The sequence below is a fragment of the Sulfuricystis multivorans genome (genome assembly GCF_003966565.1).
GTDB classification, from domain to species: domain Bacteria; phylum Pseudomonadota; class Gammaproteobacteria; order Burkholderiales; family Rhodocyclaceae; genus Sulfuricystis; species Sulfuricystis multivorans.
This window is the reverse complement of the sequence record NZ_AP018718.1, coordinates 1,224,949-1,243,439: the sequence shown is the minus strand read 5'-3', so window position 1 is coordinate 1,243,439 and position 18,491 is coordinate 1,224,949. Positions and strand designations below refer to the sequence as shown.

The 18,491-nt window shown below is 62.9% G+C and carries 19 protein-coding genes and 2 tRNA genes; 6 read left to right on the top strand and 15 right to left on the bottom strand.

Annotated elements, in window-relative coordinates:
* The first annotated feature begins 23 nt into the window (after positions 1-23).
* Positions 24-1,625 (top strand): acyl CoA:acetate/3-ketoacid CoA transferase, encoded by a 1,602-nt coding sequence (locus tag EL335_RS06260; RefSeq protein ID WP_126445144.1) that lies wholly within the window; start codon positions 24-26, stop codon positions 1,623-1,625.
* Between the two features lie 307 nt (positions 1,626-1,932).
* Complete coding sequence (locus tag EL335_RS06255) at positions 1,933-2,427, top strand: phasin family protein (RefSeq protein WP_126445142.1); 495 nt, start codon at positions 1,933-1,935, stop codon at positions 2,425-2,427.
* A gap of 1 nt (position 2,428) precedes the next feature.
* Here EL335_RS06255 and moaE read toward each other — a convergent pair whose 3' ends face one another.
* From moaE to yoaA, 7 genes are read right to left on the bottom strand one after another with little or no spacing between them, the layout of a single operon-like run.
* On the bottom strand, positions 2,429-2,920 hold the full coding sequence (gene moaE, locus EL335_RS06250) for a molybdopterin synthase catalytic subunit MoaE (RefSeq protein ID WP_126445140.1): 492 nt from the start codon (positions 2,918-2,920) through the stop codon (positions 2,429-2,431).
* Between the two features lies 1 nt (position 2,921).
* Entirely contained in the window at positions 2,922-3,167 is a 246-nt protein-coding gene (gene moaD / locus EL335_RS06245; protein WP_126445138.1) for a molybdopterin converting factor subunit 1, read from the bottom strand.
* Between the two features lie 4 nt (positions 3,168-3,171).
* Entirely contained in the window at positions 3,172-4,392 is a 1,221-nt protein-coding gene (locus EL335_RS06240) for a molybdopterin molybdotransferase MoeA (RefSeq protein WP_126445136.1), read from the bottom strand.
* Positions 4,386-4,883, bottom strand: coding sequence for a molybdopterin-guanine dinucleotide biosynthesis protein B (gene mobB, locus EL335_RS06235; protein WP_126445134.1), 498 nt, complete (start codon positions 4,881-4,883; stop codon positions 4,386-4,388). Before mobB ends, EL335_RS06240 begins: the two co-directional genes overlap by 7 nt.
* Positions 4,880-5,968: a hypothetical protein gene (locus EL335_RS06230; protein WP_126445132.1), complete on the bottom strand. Its 1,089-nt coding sequence runs from the start codon at positions 5,966-5,968 to the stop codon at positions 4,880-4,882. Before EL335_RS06230 ends, mobB begins: the two co-directional genes overlap by 4 nt.
* A 20-nt stretch (positions 5,969-5,988) precedes the next feature.
* A complete protein-coding gene (gene sugE / locus EL335_RS06225) occupies positions 5,989-6,309 on the bottom strand; it encodes a quaternary ammonium compound efflux SMR transporter SugE (RefSeq protein ID WP_126445130.1) in 321 nt (106 codons plus the stop codon).
* A gap of 1 nt (position 6,310) precedes the next feature.
* On the bottom strand, positions 6,311-8,293 hold the full coding sequence (gene yoaA, locus EL335_RS06220; RefSeq protein WP_126445128.1) for a DNA repair helicase YoaA: 1,983 nt from the start codon (positions 8,291-8,293) through the stop codon (positions 6,311-6,313).
* Between the two features lie 240 nt (positions 8,294-8,533).
* Between yoaA and EL335_RS06210 the strand changes: the two genes are divergently transcribed.
* On the top strand, positions 8,534-9,805 hold the full coding sequence (locus tag EL335_RS06210; protein WP_126445126.1) for a bifunctional O-acetylhomoserine aminocarboxypropyltransferase/cysteine synthase: 1,272 nt from the start codon (positions 8,534-8,536) through the stop codon (positions 9,803-9,805).
* A 76-nt stretch (positions 9,806-9,881) separates the two neighbouring features.
* Here the strand turns inward: EL335_RS06210 and EL335_RS06205 are convergent.
* Positions 9,882-9,958: transfer RNA gene (locus tag EL335_RS06205), tRNA-Val, on the bottom strand.
* Positions 9,959-10,032: 74 nt separating this feature from the next.
* Here EL335_RS06205 and EL335_RS06200 point away from each other — a divergent pair.
* From EL335_RS06200 to EL335_RS06190, 3 genes are all read left to right on the top strand, one after another.
* Positions 10,033-10,377, top strand: coding sequence for a YkgJ family cysteine cluster protein (locus tag EL335_RS06200; RefSeq protein WP_126445124.1), 345 nt, complete (start codon positions 10,033-10,035; stop codon positions 10,375-10,377).
* 534 nt (positions 10,378-10,911) lie between these two features.
* Positions 10,912-10,999: transfer RNA gene (locus EL335_RS06195), tRNA-Ser, on the top strand.
* Between the two features lie 20 nt (positions 11,000-11,019).
* A complete protein-coding gene (locus tag EL335_RS06190; protein ID WP_126445122.1) occupies positions 11,020-11,334 on the top strand; it encodes a type II toxin-antitoxin system HicA family toxin in 315 nt (104 codons plus the stop codon).
* Here EL335_RS06190 and EL335_RS06185 read toward each other — a convergent pair.
* The 7 genes from EL335_RS06185 to nuoI are packed head-to-tail and all read right to left on the bottom strand — an operon-like array spanning position 11,311 to position 18,487.
* Complete coding sequence (locus tag EL335_RS06185; RefSeq protein WP_126445120.1) at positions 11,311-11,994, bottom strand: hypothetical protein; 684 nt, start codon at positions 11,992-11,994, stop codon at positions 11,311-11,313. The two genes, EL335_RS06190 and EL335_RS06185, sit on opposite strands and share 24 nt — an antisense overlap.
* A 24-nt stretch (positions 11,995-12,018) precedes the next feature.
* Positions 12,019-13,494 (bottom strand): NADH-quinone oxidoreductase subunit NuoN, encoded by a 1,476-nt coding sequence (gene nuoN, locus EL335_RS06180; protein WP_126445118.1) that lies wholly within the window; start codon positions 13,492-13,494, stop codon positions 12,019-12,021.
* Positions 13,495-13,520: 26 nt separating this feature from the next.
* Positions 13,521-14,993, bottom strand: a complete 1,473-nt coding sequence (locus EL335_RS06175) for an NADH-quinone oxidoreductase subunit M (RefSeq protein WP_126445116.1) — start codon at positions 14,991-14,993, stop codon at positions 13,521-13,523.
* A 13-nt stretch (positions 14,994-15,006) separates the two neighbouring features.
* Positions 15,007-17,028 carry an NADH-quinone oxidoreductase subunit L gene (gene nuoL, locus EL335_RS06170; protein ID WP_284155474.1) on the bottom strand — a complete coding sequence of 674 codons (2,022 nt, stop codon included), beginning with the start codon at positions 17,026-17,028 and terminating at the stop codon, positions 15,007-15,009.
* Between the two features lie 5 nt (positions 17,029-17,033).
* On the bottom strand, positions 17,034-17,351 hold the full coding sequence (nuoK, locus tag EL335_RS06165; RefSeq protein WP_126445112.1) for an NADH-quinone oxidoreductase subunit NuoK: 318 nt from the start codon (positions 17,349-17,351) through the stop codon (positions 17,034-17,036).
* Positions 17,348-17,989: an NADH-quinone oxidoreductase subunit J gene (locus EL335_RS06160; RefSeq protein ID WP_126445110.1), complete on the bottom strand. Its 642-nt coding sequence runs from the start codon at positions 17,987-17,989 to the stop codon at positions 17,348-17,350. Before EL335_RS06160 ends, nuoK begins: the two co-directional genes overlap by 4 nt.
* Positions 17,990-17,998: 9 nt before the next feature.
* Positions 17,999-18,487: an NADH-quinone oxidoreductase subunit NuoI gene (gene nuoI / locus EL335_RS06155; protein ID WP_126445108.1), complete on the bottom strand. Its 489-nt coding sequence runs from the start codon at positions 18,485-18,487 to the stop codon at positions 17,999-18,001.
* Positions 18,488-18,491 lie beyond the last annotated feature (4 nt).

Genomic DNA, 18,491 nt, shown 5'->3' with positions numbered 1-18,491 from the left:
TAATCACGGCAGAGGGAGGATCCATGACCGTCAGAACGAGACACCCCGAACTGGCAGCCCTGCATGCCCGCAAGAGCGGCAAGGTGGTGAGCGCGCGCGAAGCCGTCGGCCTGATCCGCGATGGCGACATGATCGCCACCGGCGGCTTCGTCGGCATCGGCTTTCCGGAAAACCTCGCCGTCGCACTCGAAGAGCGCTATCTGGAAGAAAGCGCGCCGCGTGGCATCGGGCTGGTCTATGCCGCCGGTCAGGGCGACGGCAAGGCGCGTGGCTTGAACCACCTCGGCCATGACGGCCTCGTCGCGCGCGTGATCGGCGGCCATTGGGGCCTGGCGCCACGCATGCAGGAGCTCGCCGTCGGCAACCGCATCGAGGCCTGGAATCTGCCGCAAGGGGTGATCTCGCATCTGTTCCGCGACATCGCCGCCGGCAAGCCGGGCACATTGACGCGCATCGGTCTGGGCACCTTCGTCGACCCGCGCTTCGGCGGCGGCAAGCTCAACGACAAGACTACCCGCGAGCTGGTGCGGCTGATGGAGATCGATGGCGAGGAGTATCTGTTCTATCGGGCCTTTCCGATCGACGTGGCGCTGATCCGCGGCACGACTGCGGATGAGGAAGGCAACGTGACGATGGAAAAGGAAGCACTGACCTTGGAGGCGCAGGCAATCGCAATGGCGGCGCACAACTGCGGCGGCATCGTCATTTGCCAGGTCGAGCGCGTCGCCGCACGCGGCTCGCTGAATCCGCGCCACGTCAAGATTCCGGGCATCCTCGTCGATTGCGTGGTCGTCGCCGAAAAGCCCGAATACCACATGCAGACCTTCATCGAGCAATACAGCCCGGCATTCTCGGGCGAGCTCAAGGTGCCGTTGTCGAGCATTCCGCCCCTGCCGATGTCGGAGCGCAAGATCATCGCCCGGCGCGCAGCGTTGGAGCTAAGCCCCGGCGCGGTGGTGAATCTGGGCATCGGCATGCCGGAGGGCGTGGCGGCCGTCGCCGCCGAGGAGCGCATCAACGACCGGATGACCTTGACCGCCGAGCCGGGCGTGATCGGCGGCATTCCCGCCGGCGGCCTCAACTTCGGCGCGGCGACCAACACCCAGGCGATCATCGATCAGCCCTGCCAGTTCGATTTCTACGACGGCGGGGGACTCGACATCGCCTTTCTGGGGCTCGCCCAGGTCGATCGCGAGGGCAATCTGAACGTCAGCAAGTTCGGCCCGCGGCTCAATGGCGCCGGCGGCTTCATCAATATCTCGCAGACTGCGCGCAAAGTCGTCTTCGTCGGCACCTTCACCGCCGGTGGGCTGGAAATCGCCGTCGCGGACGGTCGCCTGCGCATCGTCAAAGAAGGCCGCGAAAAGAAGTTCGTGCCGCAGGTCGAGCATCGCACCTTCAGTGGCCAACAGGCCCTGCGGCGCGGTCAGGAGGTGCTTTACATCACCGAGCGCTGCGTGTTCCGGCTCGGGCCGGAAGGGTTGGAACTGACCGAGATCGCGCCGGGGATCGATCTCGAGCGCGACATCCTCGCCCGGATGGATTTCCGCCCGCTCATCCGCACCCCGCTGGCAACGATGGATGCACGCATCTTCGCGCATGGCAGGATGGGGCTCGCCGGGTGAATCTCGCAAGTTTTTGATTTCGGTCAGATTGCCGTCAGCCGGACATGCTAGGCTGCCGATGCGGAGGTCTTTGAACCCAGATTGTCCATTGAGAGCGGGCTGATTCGCCATGAGCATTCGATACGATCATTTCATTGCCCTACGCGGCGGTTTTCGGGCTGCGGGCGGCATCTTTGCGCCCCCGCGTATCGCCAGACAGGGTTATTGGCTCGTCGCGGGGACGCAAACCTGCTCGCCCTCGCTTTTGATACCCGCTCGCGTTCCAATGGACAATCTGGGTTGAACAGAACGGAAAGGGAGCGGAATCATGGCCGGCACGAACGAGCAATTCAGCGAACTCAACCGCAGGAACATGGAAGCGGCGATGCATCTGGCGCAGTTGTCGATCGAGAATTCGCAGCGCGTGTTGGCACTGCAAAACGAGCTGGCGCGCGAGCTGTTCGACGATGGCGTCGCCAACGCACGCGCGCTGGCCGCCGCGAAGGACGCGCAGGAGGTGATGCGGCTGCGCGCCGAATACGCGCAGGAGACCACGCGCAAGATGATGGCCGTCGCGCAGCAGGTGGCCGAGATCGGTAACGAGTCGCGTGCCGCCTTCGCCCGGCTCCTCACCGAGCAACTCGCCTCCGGCAGTCAGGAGATGGCCGATGCCTTCCAGGGTTTCCTGAAGACGCTGCCGGGCCAATCACCGAACCTGCTCGAGATGATGCAGCAGGCGATGGCGAGCGCGAACAGCGCCTTCGAGCAGATCGCCCAGGCCACCACGGCGAGCGTGGCCGGGATGGCCAAAGCCGCGAAATAGCCTACGTCTCCTTCCCTTCCCAACGGGCGGCGGCCCGATCGTCGCTCTCGCGCGCATCGACCCAGCGGCTGCCGGCCGGGGTTTCTTCCTTTTTCCAGAACGGCGCGCGGGTCTTCAGGTAATCCATGATGAATTCGCAGGCAGCGAAGGCGTCGTGGCGATGCGACGAGCTCACACCCACGAAGACGATGTGCTCAGAAGGCAGCAGCCGGCCGACGCGATGGATCACCCGTACCCGCTTCAGCTGCCAGCGGGCCTTGGCCTGGGCGACGATCTCGGCGAGCGCGGCTTCGGTCATGCCCGGATAGTATTCGAGGGTCATCGCGGCGACCTGTGCCGTGCCGCCAGCGCCGACTTCCGGCGCACAGAGCTTGTCGGCGCGCACGAGGCCGACGAAGCTCGCCACCGCGCCGGCTTCCGGGTCGTCGGCCGACAATGCCGCGATTTCAGAACCGACGTCGAAATCGGCTTGCTGGACGCTGACTTCGGACATCTCAGCCTCCCGTCACGGGTGGGAAAAAGGCCACTTCGTCGCCATCCTCGACAGGCGCTTCCCAGCCGCACATCTGTCGGTTGACCGCAGCGCGCAGGTTCTTCGTGGTCAACAGCGCTGGATGGCGTGCGCCGAGGGTCTGGCGCAGCGCGCCGACGGTCGTGCCACCGGGTGGCAGGTCGATGGTTTCGGCAGCAAGGCCGATCGCTTCGCTCAAGCTGGCGAAATAAAGTACTTTGAGAGTCATCGCATCACAACAAGTCGGAGAAAGCGAGAAAACGCACCGTGTCGCCCGGCGCGAAGGTCTGCTGGGCTGGGGTGTCGACCAGGCCGTCGGCCCAGACGCAGGAAGTCAGCACGCCGGAACTTTGATTAGGATACAACTCGACGCGGCCATCGGCAGCGATCCGCGCCCGCAGGAAGCTGCGCCGGTCTTCGGGTTTCGTCCAGGCGGAGGCGGAAACGAGCTCGCGCGCGACCGGCACGACGACCGCGGCGCCCATGCGCTTGAGCAGATAGGGGCGCAAGAAGAGCAGAAAGGTCACGAAGCAGGACACTGGATTGCCCGGCAGACCGATGAAGGCGGTGGACTCTGCCGTTCCCTCGGCGCCGACTTTGCGCACATGGCCGAACGCGAGCGGCTTGCCCGGCTTGATGGCGATCTTCCACAGCGACAACGCGCCTTCCGCCTCGACGGCGGGTTTGACGTGATCCTCCTCGCCGACCGAGACGCCACCCGAGGTGACGATCAGATCGTGTGCTGCGGCGGCTTCGCGCAGTGCCGCGCGTGTGGCCTCCAGCGTATCGGGCACGTGGCCGGCATCGGTGACGGCACAGCCGAAGGTTTCGAACAGCGCGCGCAGGAAGTGGCGGTTCGAGTTGTAGATGCCGCCGGCGGGCAGCGGCTGGCCGGGCTCGGTGAGCTCGTCGCCGGTCGACAGCAGTGCGACGCGCAGCCGCCGTCGCACTGGCAGCTCGGCCGCACCGACCGAGGCGGCCAGCCCGATTTCGGCGGGGCCCAGGCGCGTGCCCGCCGGCAGGATCACGCTGCCTGCGGCGATGTCCTCGCCGGCACGGCGGATGTTCTGGCCGGGTGTGGGCACCTGATTGACGATCACCTTGCCATCCGGGGCGTGTTCGCACAGCTCCTGCATCACCACCGCATCGGCGCCGGGCGGCACCGGCGCGCCGGTGAAGATGCGCGCCGCCGTGCCGGGCATGAGCGGCGTACCCACGCTTCCGGCCGGGATGCGTTGGGAAACCGGTAACACGACACCGGGTTCGGGTACATCGGCACAGCGCAGCGCGTAGCCATCCATCGCGGAATTGTCGAGCGGCGGCACGGTCACGTTCGAGACGAGCGCTTCGGCCAGAAAGCGGCCGCGCAGCGCGGCCAGCGGCAGCCGGCGGGCTTCCGTGACGGGCGTGGCCGCGGCGAGCAAGTGTTCGAGGGCTTGTTCGTAACTCAGCATGGGCGTTCCAGGAAATCGAGGATGAAACGGGCGATCGCGTCGGGGTCGTTCAGATCGAGCACGGGCAGCGGGCAATCGATCCGGGCATCGGTCGCCACCGCGACGATGCTGTTGTTCTCCGGCCACAACGGCGGCCGGCCGTGGGCAGGACGATGCACTTCGAGCTTCGAGATCGGCGTCTGTTTGAAACCCTCGACCAGGACGAGATCGCAAGGCGAAAGGATCGCGAGCTGCTCATCGAGGGCGGGCTCTGGCGCACCACGCAGTTCGTGCATCAACACCCAGCGCCTGTCGCAGGTGAGCAGCACCTCATGCGCGCCGGCCTGGCGATGGCGCCAGGAATCTTTGCCGGGCTGGTCGACGTCGAAATCGTGATGGGTGTGCTTGATCAGCGAAACAGTCAGGCCGCGCGCGGTGAAGCGCGGGATGAGCTTCTCGATCAGCGTCGTCTTGCCGGAACCGGAATAGCCTGCGAAACCGAATACCTTCATGCTTCGACCACCTTTGCGAAACCGCCGCCCGGGGTACGGAAGTTCGTCGTCTGGCCCTGATACAGCCGGGCGGCGACCAGTTGCACTCTGCCACGATACACGTAGTTGCGGATATCTGCCTTGAGCTCGGTCATCTGACCAGCGACCTCGACCTTCACGGTCGATGGCGGCGCATAAGCCTGGGCGACGTAATCGTCGGCGAGGATCTCGGCAAAAACCCGCTTTGTCACCTTGTCGCCGCGATAGGCGCCGCGTGAGCCGAAACCACAGGCCGGTTTGAAAAACAGCCCGCGGCGGCGGCGCCAAAAATCTTCGGCATGGGCGACCGTCACCGCCTCCGTGCGCGGAATGCCGTTCAGCAATATGCGCCGCGTTCCTTCCGCCACGCCCCACGCGGCCAGTTGCGCCGGATCGGTGAGCGCGACGAGGTTCTTCTTGTCCGCATACAGGGCATGGAGCCGTGGATTCGGCGTCACCACGGTGTCCTCATGCAGCCAGGCAAGCCGCAGGGCGACCGCAGCGGGCATATCGAGCGTGAAATCGGTCAGCCGGTTATAGACCAGATCGATGCGCGTCTCGGTCACGCCGTCGGAATACCACAACCCGCCGTGGCAGATCATCAGCTCATCCGGCGCGCAAATCACCGCGCGGATGCCGTGCGCTTCGAACAGCCGGCGAAAGCCGACCAGCTCCGGGTAGAGGTATTGCTGCTCGGGCGCCTCATCGACGATCGCGACCATGTTGAGCTCGCGTGGCGCGCATTCGGCGCGAAACATTTCCAGATAGTCTTCGAGCACATCGTCGCGTTCGGCCTGCAGCGCCGCAAGCAGCCCGCCGCCGGCATTGGTGTTGATCTCGATCAGCTTCGGCCCTTCGGGCGTGAGATGAAAATCGTAGCCCATGAACACGCCGCTGGCGGAAGGTGCCGTACCGTCAGCGCCGAGTTTCAGCGCCACTACCTCCTCGACCGCGGCGATGATTTCGCGCATCCGTGCCATGTCCGCCCTGGGCACGAAAACGAGCGCAGGCGAAAAGAGGTGCGGGCGCGCCGCCAAGAGCTCGACAGGGAGGTCGGAAAGTTTCATGGCGCCGAGTGTATTCCGATTCAGTGTGGTGTGGCGAGCTTGAGGCCGACGATCCCGGCGACGATGAGCGCGAGGCTCAAGAGCCGCCCGGCGCTCGCCGGCTCGGCGAACAGCACGATGCCGAGGATCGCCGTGCCGAGCGCGCCGATGCCTACCCATATTGCATAGGCGGTACCGACCGGCAGCACCCTCATCGCCAGTCCGAGCAGCACGACACTGGCCACCATCGCCATCAGCGTCAGCAGCGAGGGCACGGGACGCGTGAAGCCATCGGTGTATTTGAGCCCGATCGCCCAGGCCACCTCGCACAGGCCGGCCAGCAGCAAGAGGATCCATGCCATCTCAGTTCTCCAGATTTCCGAAAAACGCCTCGACCTCACCGAGCTCGCGCGTGCGCCGCATCGGCGGCAGGCTCTGCCAGATGCGCCGGCCATAGGGCTTTTCGACCAACCGCGGGTCGCAGACCATCAACACGCCGCGGTCGGTTTCCGAGCGGATCAGCCGCCCGGCGCCCTGCTTCATGCTGATCACCGCGCGCGGCAGCTGCACCTCGAAGAAGGCGTTGCGGCCCTGACGCTTGCAGCTGTCGATGCGTGCCGCGAGCACCGGATCGTCGGGCGGCGCGAAGGGCAGCTTGTCGATGATCACCAGCGACAGCGCTTCGCCCGGCACATCGACGCCTTCCCAGAAGCTCTGACTGGCCACCAGCACCGCATTGCCCAGCCGCCGGAAGGCATCGAGCAGCTCGGCTTTCGGGCGTTGCCCCTGCAATAGGAGCGGCAGATCGAGCGCGGCGTTTTCGATGCGCAGCGCCAACAGCTCGTGGATGCGCCGCATCGCGCGCAAAGAGGTGCACAGCACGAAGGCGCGGCCCTGCGCGGCGCGGATGACCGGCCAGCAGGCTTCGACCACCGCTTCGCTGTAATCCGGATGGTTCGGGTCGGGCATGCCGGTCGGACAATACAGCAGGGCGTGCGATGGATAATCGAACGGGCTGCCCCAGCAGCCGGTCTGGGCTTGGGTCAGACCCAACGCGCTGCAAAAGTGCGAGAAATCCTCGCCCACCGCCAGGGTCGCCGAAGTAAAGATCCAGGCGCGCGGATGGCCTTCGAGCTGCCTTTTGAAGAACGGCGCGACCGACAAGGGCGTGAGATTGAACGTGGCGCCATAGGCCGTCACTTCGACCCAGCGCACGGCAGCCTGCCCTCCCCCTCCCTCCATATCAGCCGGTGCCGTCCCGGAAGCAGAGACTTTCGCCGCCTGCCAGGCTTGCAACGACTGGGTCAGCTCCTGGCAGCGGCGCAGGCAATTGGCCAACCCTTCCGAGCGCCCCGCCTGGGCTTCGAGATGACGGCCCAGTTCATCGAGCCTCTGTTGCAGATGCGCAAGCGCCGCGATGGCATCGGGATGTTGCAGCCATTGCGCAACCGCGAGACGGCCTTCATGCTTGAACGCCAAGCGCAGATCCTTGGCCGCCTTTTCCAGCGCCTGCGCTGCTTCCTGCAAGGGCGGATAATCCTTCGCCGCGGCGATGCCCTCGAGCTTTGCATCCCGCGCCAGATCGAGGATCTGCCCCGTGCCGACACTCGCGCCGAAAAATAGACCCGCCACCTCGGGCAGCTGGTGGGCTTCGTCGAAGATCACGGTGTTGACGGCCGGTAGCAGCTCGCCCATGCCGTCGTCCTTGAGCATCACATCGGCGAAGAAGAGATGGTGATTCACCACGATGATATCGGCCGTCAGGGCCTCGCGCCGCGCATTGATGACGAAGCATTCCTTGACATAGGCGCATTCCTGACCCAGGCAGTTCTCGCGCGTCGAGGTGCAAAGCTGCCAGGCCCCGGAATCCTCCGGCACCTCGCTGCATTCGGCCTTGTCGCCGCTGGCAGTGACTTTGGCGAAGCGCGCGATCGCATTTAGATGCAGCACTTCGGCTCGCGAAGCGAGCTTGCCGGCGGCTAAAGCCCGCTCGAGATGCCAAGGACAGACGTAGTTGGCGCGGCCCTTCAACAGCGCGATGGTGGCCGGCACACCGAGCGCCTCGCGCACCGTCGGCAGGTCGCGATTGAACAACTGATCCTGCAGCGTCTTGGTGCCGGTCGAGATGATCACCTTGCCACCGGAAAGCAGCGCAGGCACCAGATAGGCGAAGGTCTTGCCGGTGCCGGTGCCGGCCTCGGCGACGAGTGGCCGGTTGCCGATGATCGCCTCGCGCACCGCCTGCGCCATCGCGATCTGCTGATGACGCGGGCGGTAGTCTCTGATCGCCCGGGCGAGCGGGCCATCGACGGCGAAAATCTTTTCCAGATCGGAACGAGCGGTCATGGCGACTTGGGCATGGTAGCACGCATGCCGTGCCACCAGCGCCGAGTTTTGCGCCACAATACGGCTCGTTTATCACCATGAAACCTCTGTCTAACTTGCTGCGCGGGCGGTCTGCTGCGTTGCGCGGTGCTCGCTCCCTCGCCTATCTACTTGATATGTCTCGGTCGCTGCGCTCCGTGCGCCTTGCATCCCATCCCGCTCGCGGCGTTATGCAGAGGTTTCACTACTGCAGGGGAACTTATGAAACTCGAAACTCTCGCCGTCCACGGCGGCTACAGCCCGGATCCGACCACCAAGGCAGTGGCGGTGCCGATCTATCAAACCACTTCCTATGCATTCGACGACACCCAGCACGGCGCAGACCTGTTCGACCTGAAGGTGCAGGGCAACATCTACACGCGCATCATGAACCCGACCACCGACGTGCTGGAAAAGCGCCTCGCGGCGCTGGAAGGCGGCGTCGGCGCGCTGGGGCTGGCTTCCGGCCAGGCGGCGATCACCTATGCGATCCAGACCATTGCCGAAGCCGGCGACAACATCGTCTCGGTCGGCACGCTCTATGGCGGCACCTACAACCTGTTCGCCCACACGCTGCCGCAATACGGCATCGAAGTGCGTTTCGCCGATTACAAGAATCCTGCCTCGTTCCAGCCGCTGATCGACGCGAAGACCAAGGCGATCTATTGCGAATCGATCGGCAATCCGCTGGGCAATGTCGTCGACATTGCGGCGCTGGCCGAGCGTGCCCATGCAAACGGTATTCCGCTGATCGTCGACAACACGGTGCCGACGCCCTATCTGTGTCGTCCCTTCGAGCATGGCGCCGACATCGTCGTCCATTCACTGACCAAGTATCTCGGTGGTCATGGCACCAGCATCGGCGGCGCGATCGTCGATTCGGGCAAATTTCCCTGGGCCGAGCACAAGGAGCGTTTCAAGCGCCTCAATGAGCCGGACGTCTCCTATCACGGCATCGTCTATACCGAAGCCCTGGGGTCGGCGGCCTACATCGGCCGCGCCCGCGTCGTGCCGCTCAGAAACATGGGCGCGGCGATCTCGCCGTTCAACAGCTTCCTGATCCTGCAGGGTATCGAGACGCTGGCGGTGCGCATGGAACGCATCTGCGCAAACACCCTGGCGGTCGCGCATTACCTGAAGAACCATCCGAAAGTCGGCTGGGTCAATTACGCCGGCCTGCCCGACCACCCCGAGCATGCGCTGGCACGGAAATACATGGACGGCCGCGCTTCCGGCATCCTCACCTTCGGCATCAAGGGAGGTGCTGCGGCCGGCGCGCGCTTCCAGGATGCGCTGAAACTGATCACCCGGCTCGTCAATATCGGCGATGCCAAGTCACTCGCCTGCCATCCGGCGAGCACGACACACCGCCAGCTCTCACCGGACGAGCTGAAAAAAGCGGGGGTTTCGGATGACATGGTGCGGCTGTCGATCGGCCTCGAACACATCGACGACCTCAAGGCCGATCTAGAGCAGGCGCTCGCAGCAGCGTAAGACCCTTCCGGCGCCGCGTTACGAGTCGCCCAAAAGCAAAAAGCCGTCCTGGGGATCCGGGACGGCTTTTCGTGTCTGGTAGGCGGTATTGGAATCGAACCAACGACCTCCACGATGTCAACGTGGCGCTCTAACCAGCTGAGCTAACCGCCTGAACGAGCCGCGCATTCTAGACGAATCGCGCGCCGCGTGCAACGCACCGGGCGAATTTTTGTTACGCTGGCGCGATGGATTCCTCGCCTTCCGTTTGCTGTCGTTGCGGCGCCTGTTGTGCGACTTACCGCGTCACACTGCCCCGCGTCGAGCTGGCCAGCCACTCTTCGGGCTGGGTACCCAACGAGATGACGGAACCCTACACACCGACGACTGCCTGCATGCGCGAACATCCCGACATGCCGGGGCGCTGCATCGCCTTGGTCGGGGTCGTCGGCGAAAGCGTTCGCTGCACGATCTACGAACGGCGTCCGGTGGCCTGTCGCGATTTCGCGCCGCTCTCCCTGCTGGATATCGGCGACGAAGCCTGCAACGAAGCCCGCCGCCGCCACGGACTGCTGCCGCTCGGCGGTCTATAATCCACTGCGTCGGGAGGCGTGGCCGAGTGGTTTAAGGCAGCGGTCTTGACAATGGCGCACAGGCGCCATTGCGGCAAAGGCTAACATTCGCTTGCGAATGTTAAGCCCGCGTCAGCGGGCGGCCGGAGCCAAAACCGCCAGTGACAATGTATAGGAGGCGTGGCCGAGTGGTTTAAGGCAGCGGTCTTGGCGCCAGCCCAGCGCAAGCTGGGCGCGCTAGTGTAGGCTAACGCGCGTTGGCGCGTTATGCCGGAACTAAAACCGCCAGTGACAATGTATAGGAGGCGTGGCCGAGTGGTTTAAGGCAGCGGTCTTGGCGCCAGCCCAGCGCAAGCTGGGCGCGCTAGTGTAGGCTAACGCGCGTTGGCGCGTTATGCCGGAACTAAAACCGCCAGTGACAATGTATAGGAGGCGTGGCCGAGTGGTTTAAGGCAGCGGTCTTGGCGCCAGCCCAGCGCAAGCTGGGCGCGCTAGTGTAGGCTAACGCGCGTTGGCGCGTTATGCCGGAACTAAAACCGCCAGTGACAATGTATAGGAGGCGTGGCCGAGTGGTTTAAGGCAGCGGTCTTGAAAACCGCCAACGCGCAAGCGTTCGTGAGTTCGAATCTCACCGCCTCCGCCAGATCAGATTGGATCATAAACATGAGCCACAAACATCTGCATCTTCTGCGCAGCCTGTTCCAGGACCCACCGAGCGGCAACATTCACTGGCGCGAGATCGAATCCCTGCTCCATCACCTGGGTGCCACCGTGGAACCGGTGCATGGCGCGCGTTTCCGCGTGTTGTTGAACCGCCACGAATATTTCCTCCATCATCCGCATCAAGGCAGCGTCTTCGGCCGTCAGGACATCAAGCATCTGCGCGAGTTTCTCGCCCGCGCCGGCGTCAGCCCTTCGGCTTACGAAGCCCAACACGTGGCAGGCGACAAGGCATCACGAGCGCCCAGCGGCCAGTAATGGATCGCGCAGGCGGGTGAAATCCATTGGCGCGACGTATTGCAATACTTCCTTGCCCTTGGCGTCGAGCCGCACGTCGAGCCCCTTGTCGGGATAGAGCCAGTGGGTGATGCGTTCGTCGAGACGGATCGTTTCGGCGGGCATAGCGAAACGTTGCCTGACGGACTCCGCGTCGAGATCCGCGGAAGGAATGAAGGTGATGCCGGCGATGCGCGCGTGGCGTAGATCCTCTAGATCGACGGCGGCGAGCGTGATGCGCCGCGCGGCATTTTCGGTGATTTCCGCCTTGACCGCGCGCGCGAGCAACGCTGCGCGTTGCGCCTGGCTGGTTTCCAGCGTGAGAATCATCTTCCCGGTGATGAAGCCGGCATTGAAGTGCTCGTAGAACGCCTCGACCGATCCGGATTCGCCCTGGGCCGCGATCAGCGCCACCCGGGCTTCTTCGCCAAATCGGCGGTAAGCATCGTCCAGCGTGCTCTCGCCCAGCGTGAGGCCGAATACGCGCGTTGCTCCGCCTGGCAACCGCTCGATGTTCCAGGGCAATAGCGCATCATCGACGGCCGGCGCTTTTTCGTTTCCGGAAATGAACAGCAAAGGAATCGCCAACAGCGCAGCAATGAGTGCGAGGAATAGCGCAATGCCCCTGAGTAACTTCTTCACGTTGCCTGACGTTGCGACGCCCGCTTACAGCGAGCGCAGCAAAGCGTAGGTGCACAGCGAAACCAGCGTATCCGGGAAAATGCCGAACAGCGCGATCGCGGCGCCATTCACGGCCAGCAGGAAGCGCATGTCCAGACCAGCCTTGAGCGGCGCGACATCGGCCGGCGGATCGAAGTACATGTATTTGACGACGCGCAGATAGTAGAAGGCACCGATCAGCGAGAACAGCACCGCGAAGATCGCCACCCACAGATAACCGGCATCGATGACCGCGAGCAGCACCGAGAATTTGGCGAAGAAGCCAACGAAGAACGGCACGCCGGCCATCGAGAACATCACCGCCAACATCACCGCCGCGAACAACGGACTGCGCTGATTGAGGCCCTTGAAATCGTCGAGATGCTCGGCCTCGTATCCAGCGCGCGAGAGCAACAGCACGGTGCCGAACGCGCCGAGCGACATCAGCACGTAGGCCACCACGTAGTACATCGCCGAACTGTAGGCATTGAGTGCGAAATGCTTGTCCGGGCCGACCACGCCGCTCATCAGCGCCAGGAGCAGGAATCCCATGTGCGAAATCGCCGAATAGGCGAGCATGCGCTTGATGTTGGTCTGGGCGATCGCCACCAGATTGCCCAGCGCGATCGACAGCACGGCCAGCAGCATCAACATGCTCTGCCAATGCTCGGCCAGCTCGAACAAGCCATAGACCAGCATGCGCATCGCCATCGCGAAGGCCGCCAGTTTCGGCGCCGAGCCGATCAGCAGGGTAATCGGTGCCGGTGCTCCTTGATAGACATCGGGTACCCACATATGGAACGGCACTGCGCCGAGCTTGAAGGCTAGCCCAGCGACGATGAACACCAGACCGAACACCAGCACCGTCTTGTTGGCGACGCCCAAGTGCAGCGCCTGGGCGACCCCGCCGATCTCCAGCGTGCCGGTCGCGCCATAGACCATCGACATGCCATAGAGCAGCAGGCCGGAAGCCAGCGCGCCGAGCACAAAGTATTTCATCGCCGCCTCGGTGGCGCGCGGCGAATCCCGGTCGATCGCCACGAGCGCATACAGCGACAGAGAAAGTAATTCCAGCCCCAGATAGATGGTCAGGAAGCTCGCCGCGGTGATCATCACCATCATGCCGAGCGTCGCGAACAGCACCAGCACGTAGTATTCGCCCTTGTCGAGCCCCCGCGCCGCCAGATAGTCGCGGCTATAAACGATCACCACGATCACCGCCAGATAGAGCAAGATCTTCAGGAAATCGCCAAACAGGTCATCGACGAACATGTTGCTGAACGTCAGCACTACCTGGCCGTCCATCGTCCGGTAGGTGATCAAAAGGCAACCGGCGAGTGTTACCAGCGTCAGCGCGGTGGTCACCCAACGGCGCGTAGGACCGAGTAGCGCATCGGCGAGCAGAATGACGCAGGCCATCGCCGCGAGGAACAGTTCCGCTGCGGCCGGGTAGAGGTCGGGCGTGATGAAATGGTTGAGCATCGTTTATCTCGTCGCCGCCATAGTGATCAGAGCTTGCTCACAGCGACGTGCTTGAGCAGGTTATCCACCGAGGCATGCATCACCTCTGTGAACGGGAAGGGGTAGATGCCCATGGCCAGCACACACAGCGCCAGTGCCGCCAGGAACAGGAATTCGCGCGCATCGATGTCGGTCAATGCGGCGACATGCGCATTGCCGACCGGACCGAAGATCACGCGCTTGTACATCCAGAGGGTATAGGCCGCGCCGAGCACCAAGGTCGTCGCGGCAGCGAAGCCGATCCAGAAGTTGAATTTGATCGCGCCCAAGGCGACCATGAATTCACCGACGAAACCAGAAGTGGCCGGCAATCCCGCATTGGCCATCGCGAATAGCATGAAGAAACCGGCGAATTTCGGCATCCGATGCACCACACCGCCATAGTCGGCGATCAGCCGCGAATGCATGCGGTCGTACATCACGCCGACGCAGAGGAACATCGCCGCGGAGACGAAACCGTGGGAAATCATCTGCACCAGCGCCCCTTCCAGGCCGATCTGATTGAAGATGAAGAAGCCCAGCGTGACGAAGCCCATGTGCGAGATCGACGAATAAGCGATCAGCTTTTTCATGTCGGCCTGCACCAGCGCGACGAAGCCGATGTAGATCACGGCGATCAGTGACAGCGCGATGATCAGTGGCGCGAAATAGTGGCTCGCATCCGGCGTGATCGGCAGCGAGAAACGCAGGAAGCCGTAGGCACCGAGCTTCAGCATGATCGCCGCCAGCACTACCGAGCCGCCGGTCGGAGCCTCGACGTGGGCATCGGGCAGCCAGGTATGCACCGGCCACATCGGCACTTTCACGGCAAAAGCCGCCAAGAAGGCCAGGAACAGCAGCATTTGCGGGGTCATGCCAATCTTCAGTTGATGCCACTCGAGCAGGTTGAAGCTGCCACCGGAGGCGAGGAACAGGTAGATCAGCGCGATCAGCATCAGCAACGAGCCGAGCAATGTGTAGAGGAAGAACTTGAAGGCGGCATAGACGCGGTTCGGCCCGCCCCAGATGCCGATGATGATGTACATCGGGATCAGCGATGCCTCGAAGAACACATAGAACAGCATCGCATCGAGCGCGCAGAAGATGCCGTTCATCACGCCGGACATGATCAGGAAGGCGCCCATGTACTGGGCGACCTTTTCCTTGATCACCTCCCAGCCGGCGATGACGACGAGAATGGTGATGAAGCTGTTGAGCAGGATGAACAGTACGGAAATGCCATCGACGCCGAGGAAATATTCGATGTTGAAACGCGGCATCCACGGGCGCTGCTCGACGAATTGCATGCCCGCCTGGCTGATGTCGAAGCCGGCATATAACGGCAGAGTGACGAGAAAGCCGGCGATCGCGCTGATCAACGCCGCCCAGCGCGCGAGGTTGTGCGCATTGCCGGCAGCAAACACCACGAAGGCGCCGAGGATCGGTACCCAGATGGCCAGGCTGAGGAGGTGAGAACTCATTGCGTCGGTTCCGTCAGGCTCGGTTCATCCACAACGTCAGCAGCACGAAGACGCCGATGATCATGGAGAACGCGTATTGATAGATGTAGCCGGACTGGATCAGGCGCACGACGCTGGCGAACCAGCCCACGAGGCGCGCCGAACCATTGACCGCCACACCGTCGATGAGTGTCTGATCGCCGCCCTTCCAGAGCAGGCGGCCGATGGCGCGCGCGCCGCCGGCGAAAAACCATTCGTTGAATTCGTCGAAGCCGTATTTCTTTTCCAGGATCGTGGCGAGAATGCCCGATTTCCGCTTGATCACCGCTGGCAGATCCGGTCGCACGAGATAGAGATACCCTGCTAGACCGGCACCGGCGATGGCCAGCCAGAAGGGCAGCGTCGTCACGCCGTGCGCCATCATCGCGAAAACGCCGTGGAATTCCTCGGCCATCGTCCCGAAGCCCGGATGCACGGCGCTGTCGATGTAGATCGCGTTGCCGAACCAGCCGCCATAGAGCATCGTGCCGATCACCCAGCCGGAGGCGATCGCGGGGATCGCCAGCAGGATCAGCGGCACCGTGACGACCTTGGGCGACTCGTGCGGTTCATGCACTTCGCCATGGCCATGGCCATGGCCGTGGCCATGTTCGCCATGAGCATGCACCTCACGGAAACGTTCCTTGCCGTGGAAAGCGAAAAAGACGAGGCGGAACGAATACAGGCCGCCGACGAACACCGCCGCCAGCGCGCAGAAATAAGCGAATCCGGCTCCCGGCACGTTGGCCAGATGCACTGCCTCGATGATCGAATCCTTCGAGAAGAAGCCGGCGAAGGGCGGCAGGCCGGCGTTGGCGAGCGCGCCGATCAGCACCGTCGCGTAGGTGATCGGCATGTATTTGCGCAAACCGCCCATCTTGCGCATGTCCTGCTCGTGGTGCATCGCGATGATCACCGAGCCGGCGCCGAGGAACAGCACCGCCTTGAAGAAGGCGTGCGTCATCAGATGGAAGATCGCTGCCGAATAGGCGGAAGCGCCCAGCGCCATCGTCATGTAGCCGAGCTGGGAGAGCGTCGAATAAGCGACGACGCGCTTGATGTCGGTCTGTACGATCGCGATCAGCGCCATGAACAGCGTCGTGATCGCGCCGACGACGATCACCAGCGACAGCGCGGTATCGGACAGCTCGAACAGCGGCGACATGCGCGATACCATGAAGATGCCGGCCGTCACCATCGTCGCGGCATGGATCAGCGCGGAAATCGGCGTCGGACCTTCCATCGAGTCGGGGAGCCAGACGTGCAGCGGGAACTGCGCCGACTTGCCCATCGCGCCGACGAACAGGCCAATACAGATCGCGGTGACCAGCGGCCAACCCGTGACGGCTTCATTCATCGCGGCCAACTCTTTCGCCTTACCGAACACCGTCGCGTAATCGAGGCTGCCGGCATAAGCGGCGACGAGCCCAATCCCGAGCAGGAAGCCGAAGTCGCCGACGCGGTTGACCAGAAACGCTTTCAGGTTCGCATACACCGCCGATGGACGCACCGACCAGAAACCGATCAACAGATAGGAGACGAGGCCGACCGCTTCCCAGCCGAAGAACAGCTGCACGAAGTTATTGCTCATCACCAACATCAGCATCGAGAAGGTAAACAGCGAGATGTAGGCGAAGAAGCGCTGATAGCTGTTCGTGGCGGCGCGGCTGTCGGCGGGCCAGTTCTCCTCGTCGTGCGCCATGTAGCCGATGGTGTAGATATGCACCATCAGCGAAACGAAGGTGACGACGACCATCATCACCGCGGTGAGCGGGTCGATCAGGAAACCGATCGACAGTTTCAGACCGCCCGATGCGAGCCAGGTATAGACCTCGCCATTGAAGGTTTGACCGGCCATCACGTCGCGGAAGATCGACAGCGAAGCGAGGAAAGAAATCGTCACACCGAGGATCGTCACCGAATGGGCGCCGCTGCGGCCGATCGTCTTGGAAAACAACCCGGCGATGATTGCACCGATCAGCGGCGCCAGCGGCACGATGAGGTAGAGCAGTTTCATTCGCCTTATCCCTTCAGGCTGTCGAGATCATCGACATGGATCGTCGAGAGGTTACGGAACAGCACCACGAGGATGGCCAGTCCAATGGCGGCTTCGGCCGCAGCGACGGTGAGGATGAAGAACACCGTGAGTTGCCCGGCCAGGTCGTTGAGGTAATGAGAAAAGGCGACGAAGTTCAGATTCACCGACAGCAGCATCAGCTCGATCGCCATCAACAGCACGATCAGGTTCTTGCGGTTGAGGAAGATGCCGACCACGCTGATCGCGAACAGGATCGCCGAAAGGATCAGGTAATGCGACAGCGACAGGGTGGTGAGACTCATTGACCGCCCTCCTTCGTCGTCTGAGCAGAATCTGCGGGCACATCCTTTTCGACGGCCATCTTCACCAGCCGCACGCGATCTTCTCGCCGGATGTGGATTTGCGCCGACGGCTTCTGATACTTGCTGTCCTTGCGGCGGCGCAGGGTCAGGTGCACCGCGGCGATGATGCCCACCAGCAGGATCACCGAAGCCAACTCGAATGGATAGACGTAATCTGTGTAGAGCAGTCTTCCCAGCTCGCGTGTGTTGCTGTAGCCATCGGGCAGCGTCTGACCGGGCAGCGCCTCGACACCGAAGTATTTGCCGGAAAGCACCAGACTCATTTCGACGACCATCAGCACGCCGATCATCGCCCCGAGCGGCAAATAGCTCCAAAAGCGGTGCCGCAGCCGGTCGAGATCGATGTCGAGCATCATGACGACGAAGAGGAACAGCACCATCACCGCGCCGACATAAACCATCACGAGCAGGATGGCGAGGAATTCCGCCTGCAGCAGCATCCAGATGCCTGCGGCGTTAAAGAACGCCAGCACCAGATAGAGCGCGGCATGAACCGGATTACGGGCAGTGATCACCCGCAGCCCGGCGAACAGCATGATCGCCGCGAACATGTAGAAGATGAAGATCTTGAATTCCATGGCCGCGCTCTACCGGTAAGGCGCATCGAGCTGCTTGCGTCGAGCGATCTCTTCCTCATAACGATCGCCGTTGGCCAGCAGCATCTGCTTGGTGTAATACAAATCGCCGCGCGTCTCGCCGTGATATTCGAAGATGTGCGTTTCGACGATCGCATCGACCGGGCAAGCCTCTTCGCAGAAGCCACAGAAAATGCATTTCGTCAGATCGATGTCGTAGCGTGTGGTGCGCCGCGAGCCATCTTCCCGCTCGGCCGATTCGATCGTGATCGCCATCGCCGGGCAGATCGCCTCGCACAGCTTGCAGGCGATGCAGCGCTCCTCGCCATTCGGATAGCGACGCAACGCATGTAGGCCGCGGAAGCGGAAACTCTGCGGCGTCTTCTCGTCCGGATACTGGACGGTGATCTTGCGGGCGAACAGATAGCGCCCGGTCAATGCCATCCCGGCAAGGAAATCCTTGAGCAGGAAGCCACCGATGAAGTCCTTGAGCGCGCCCATGATG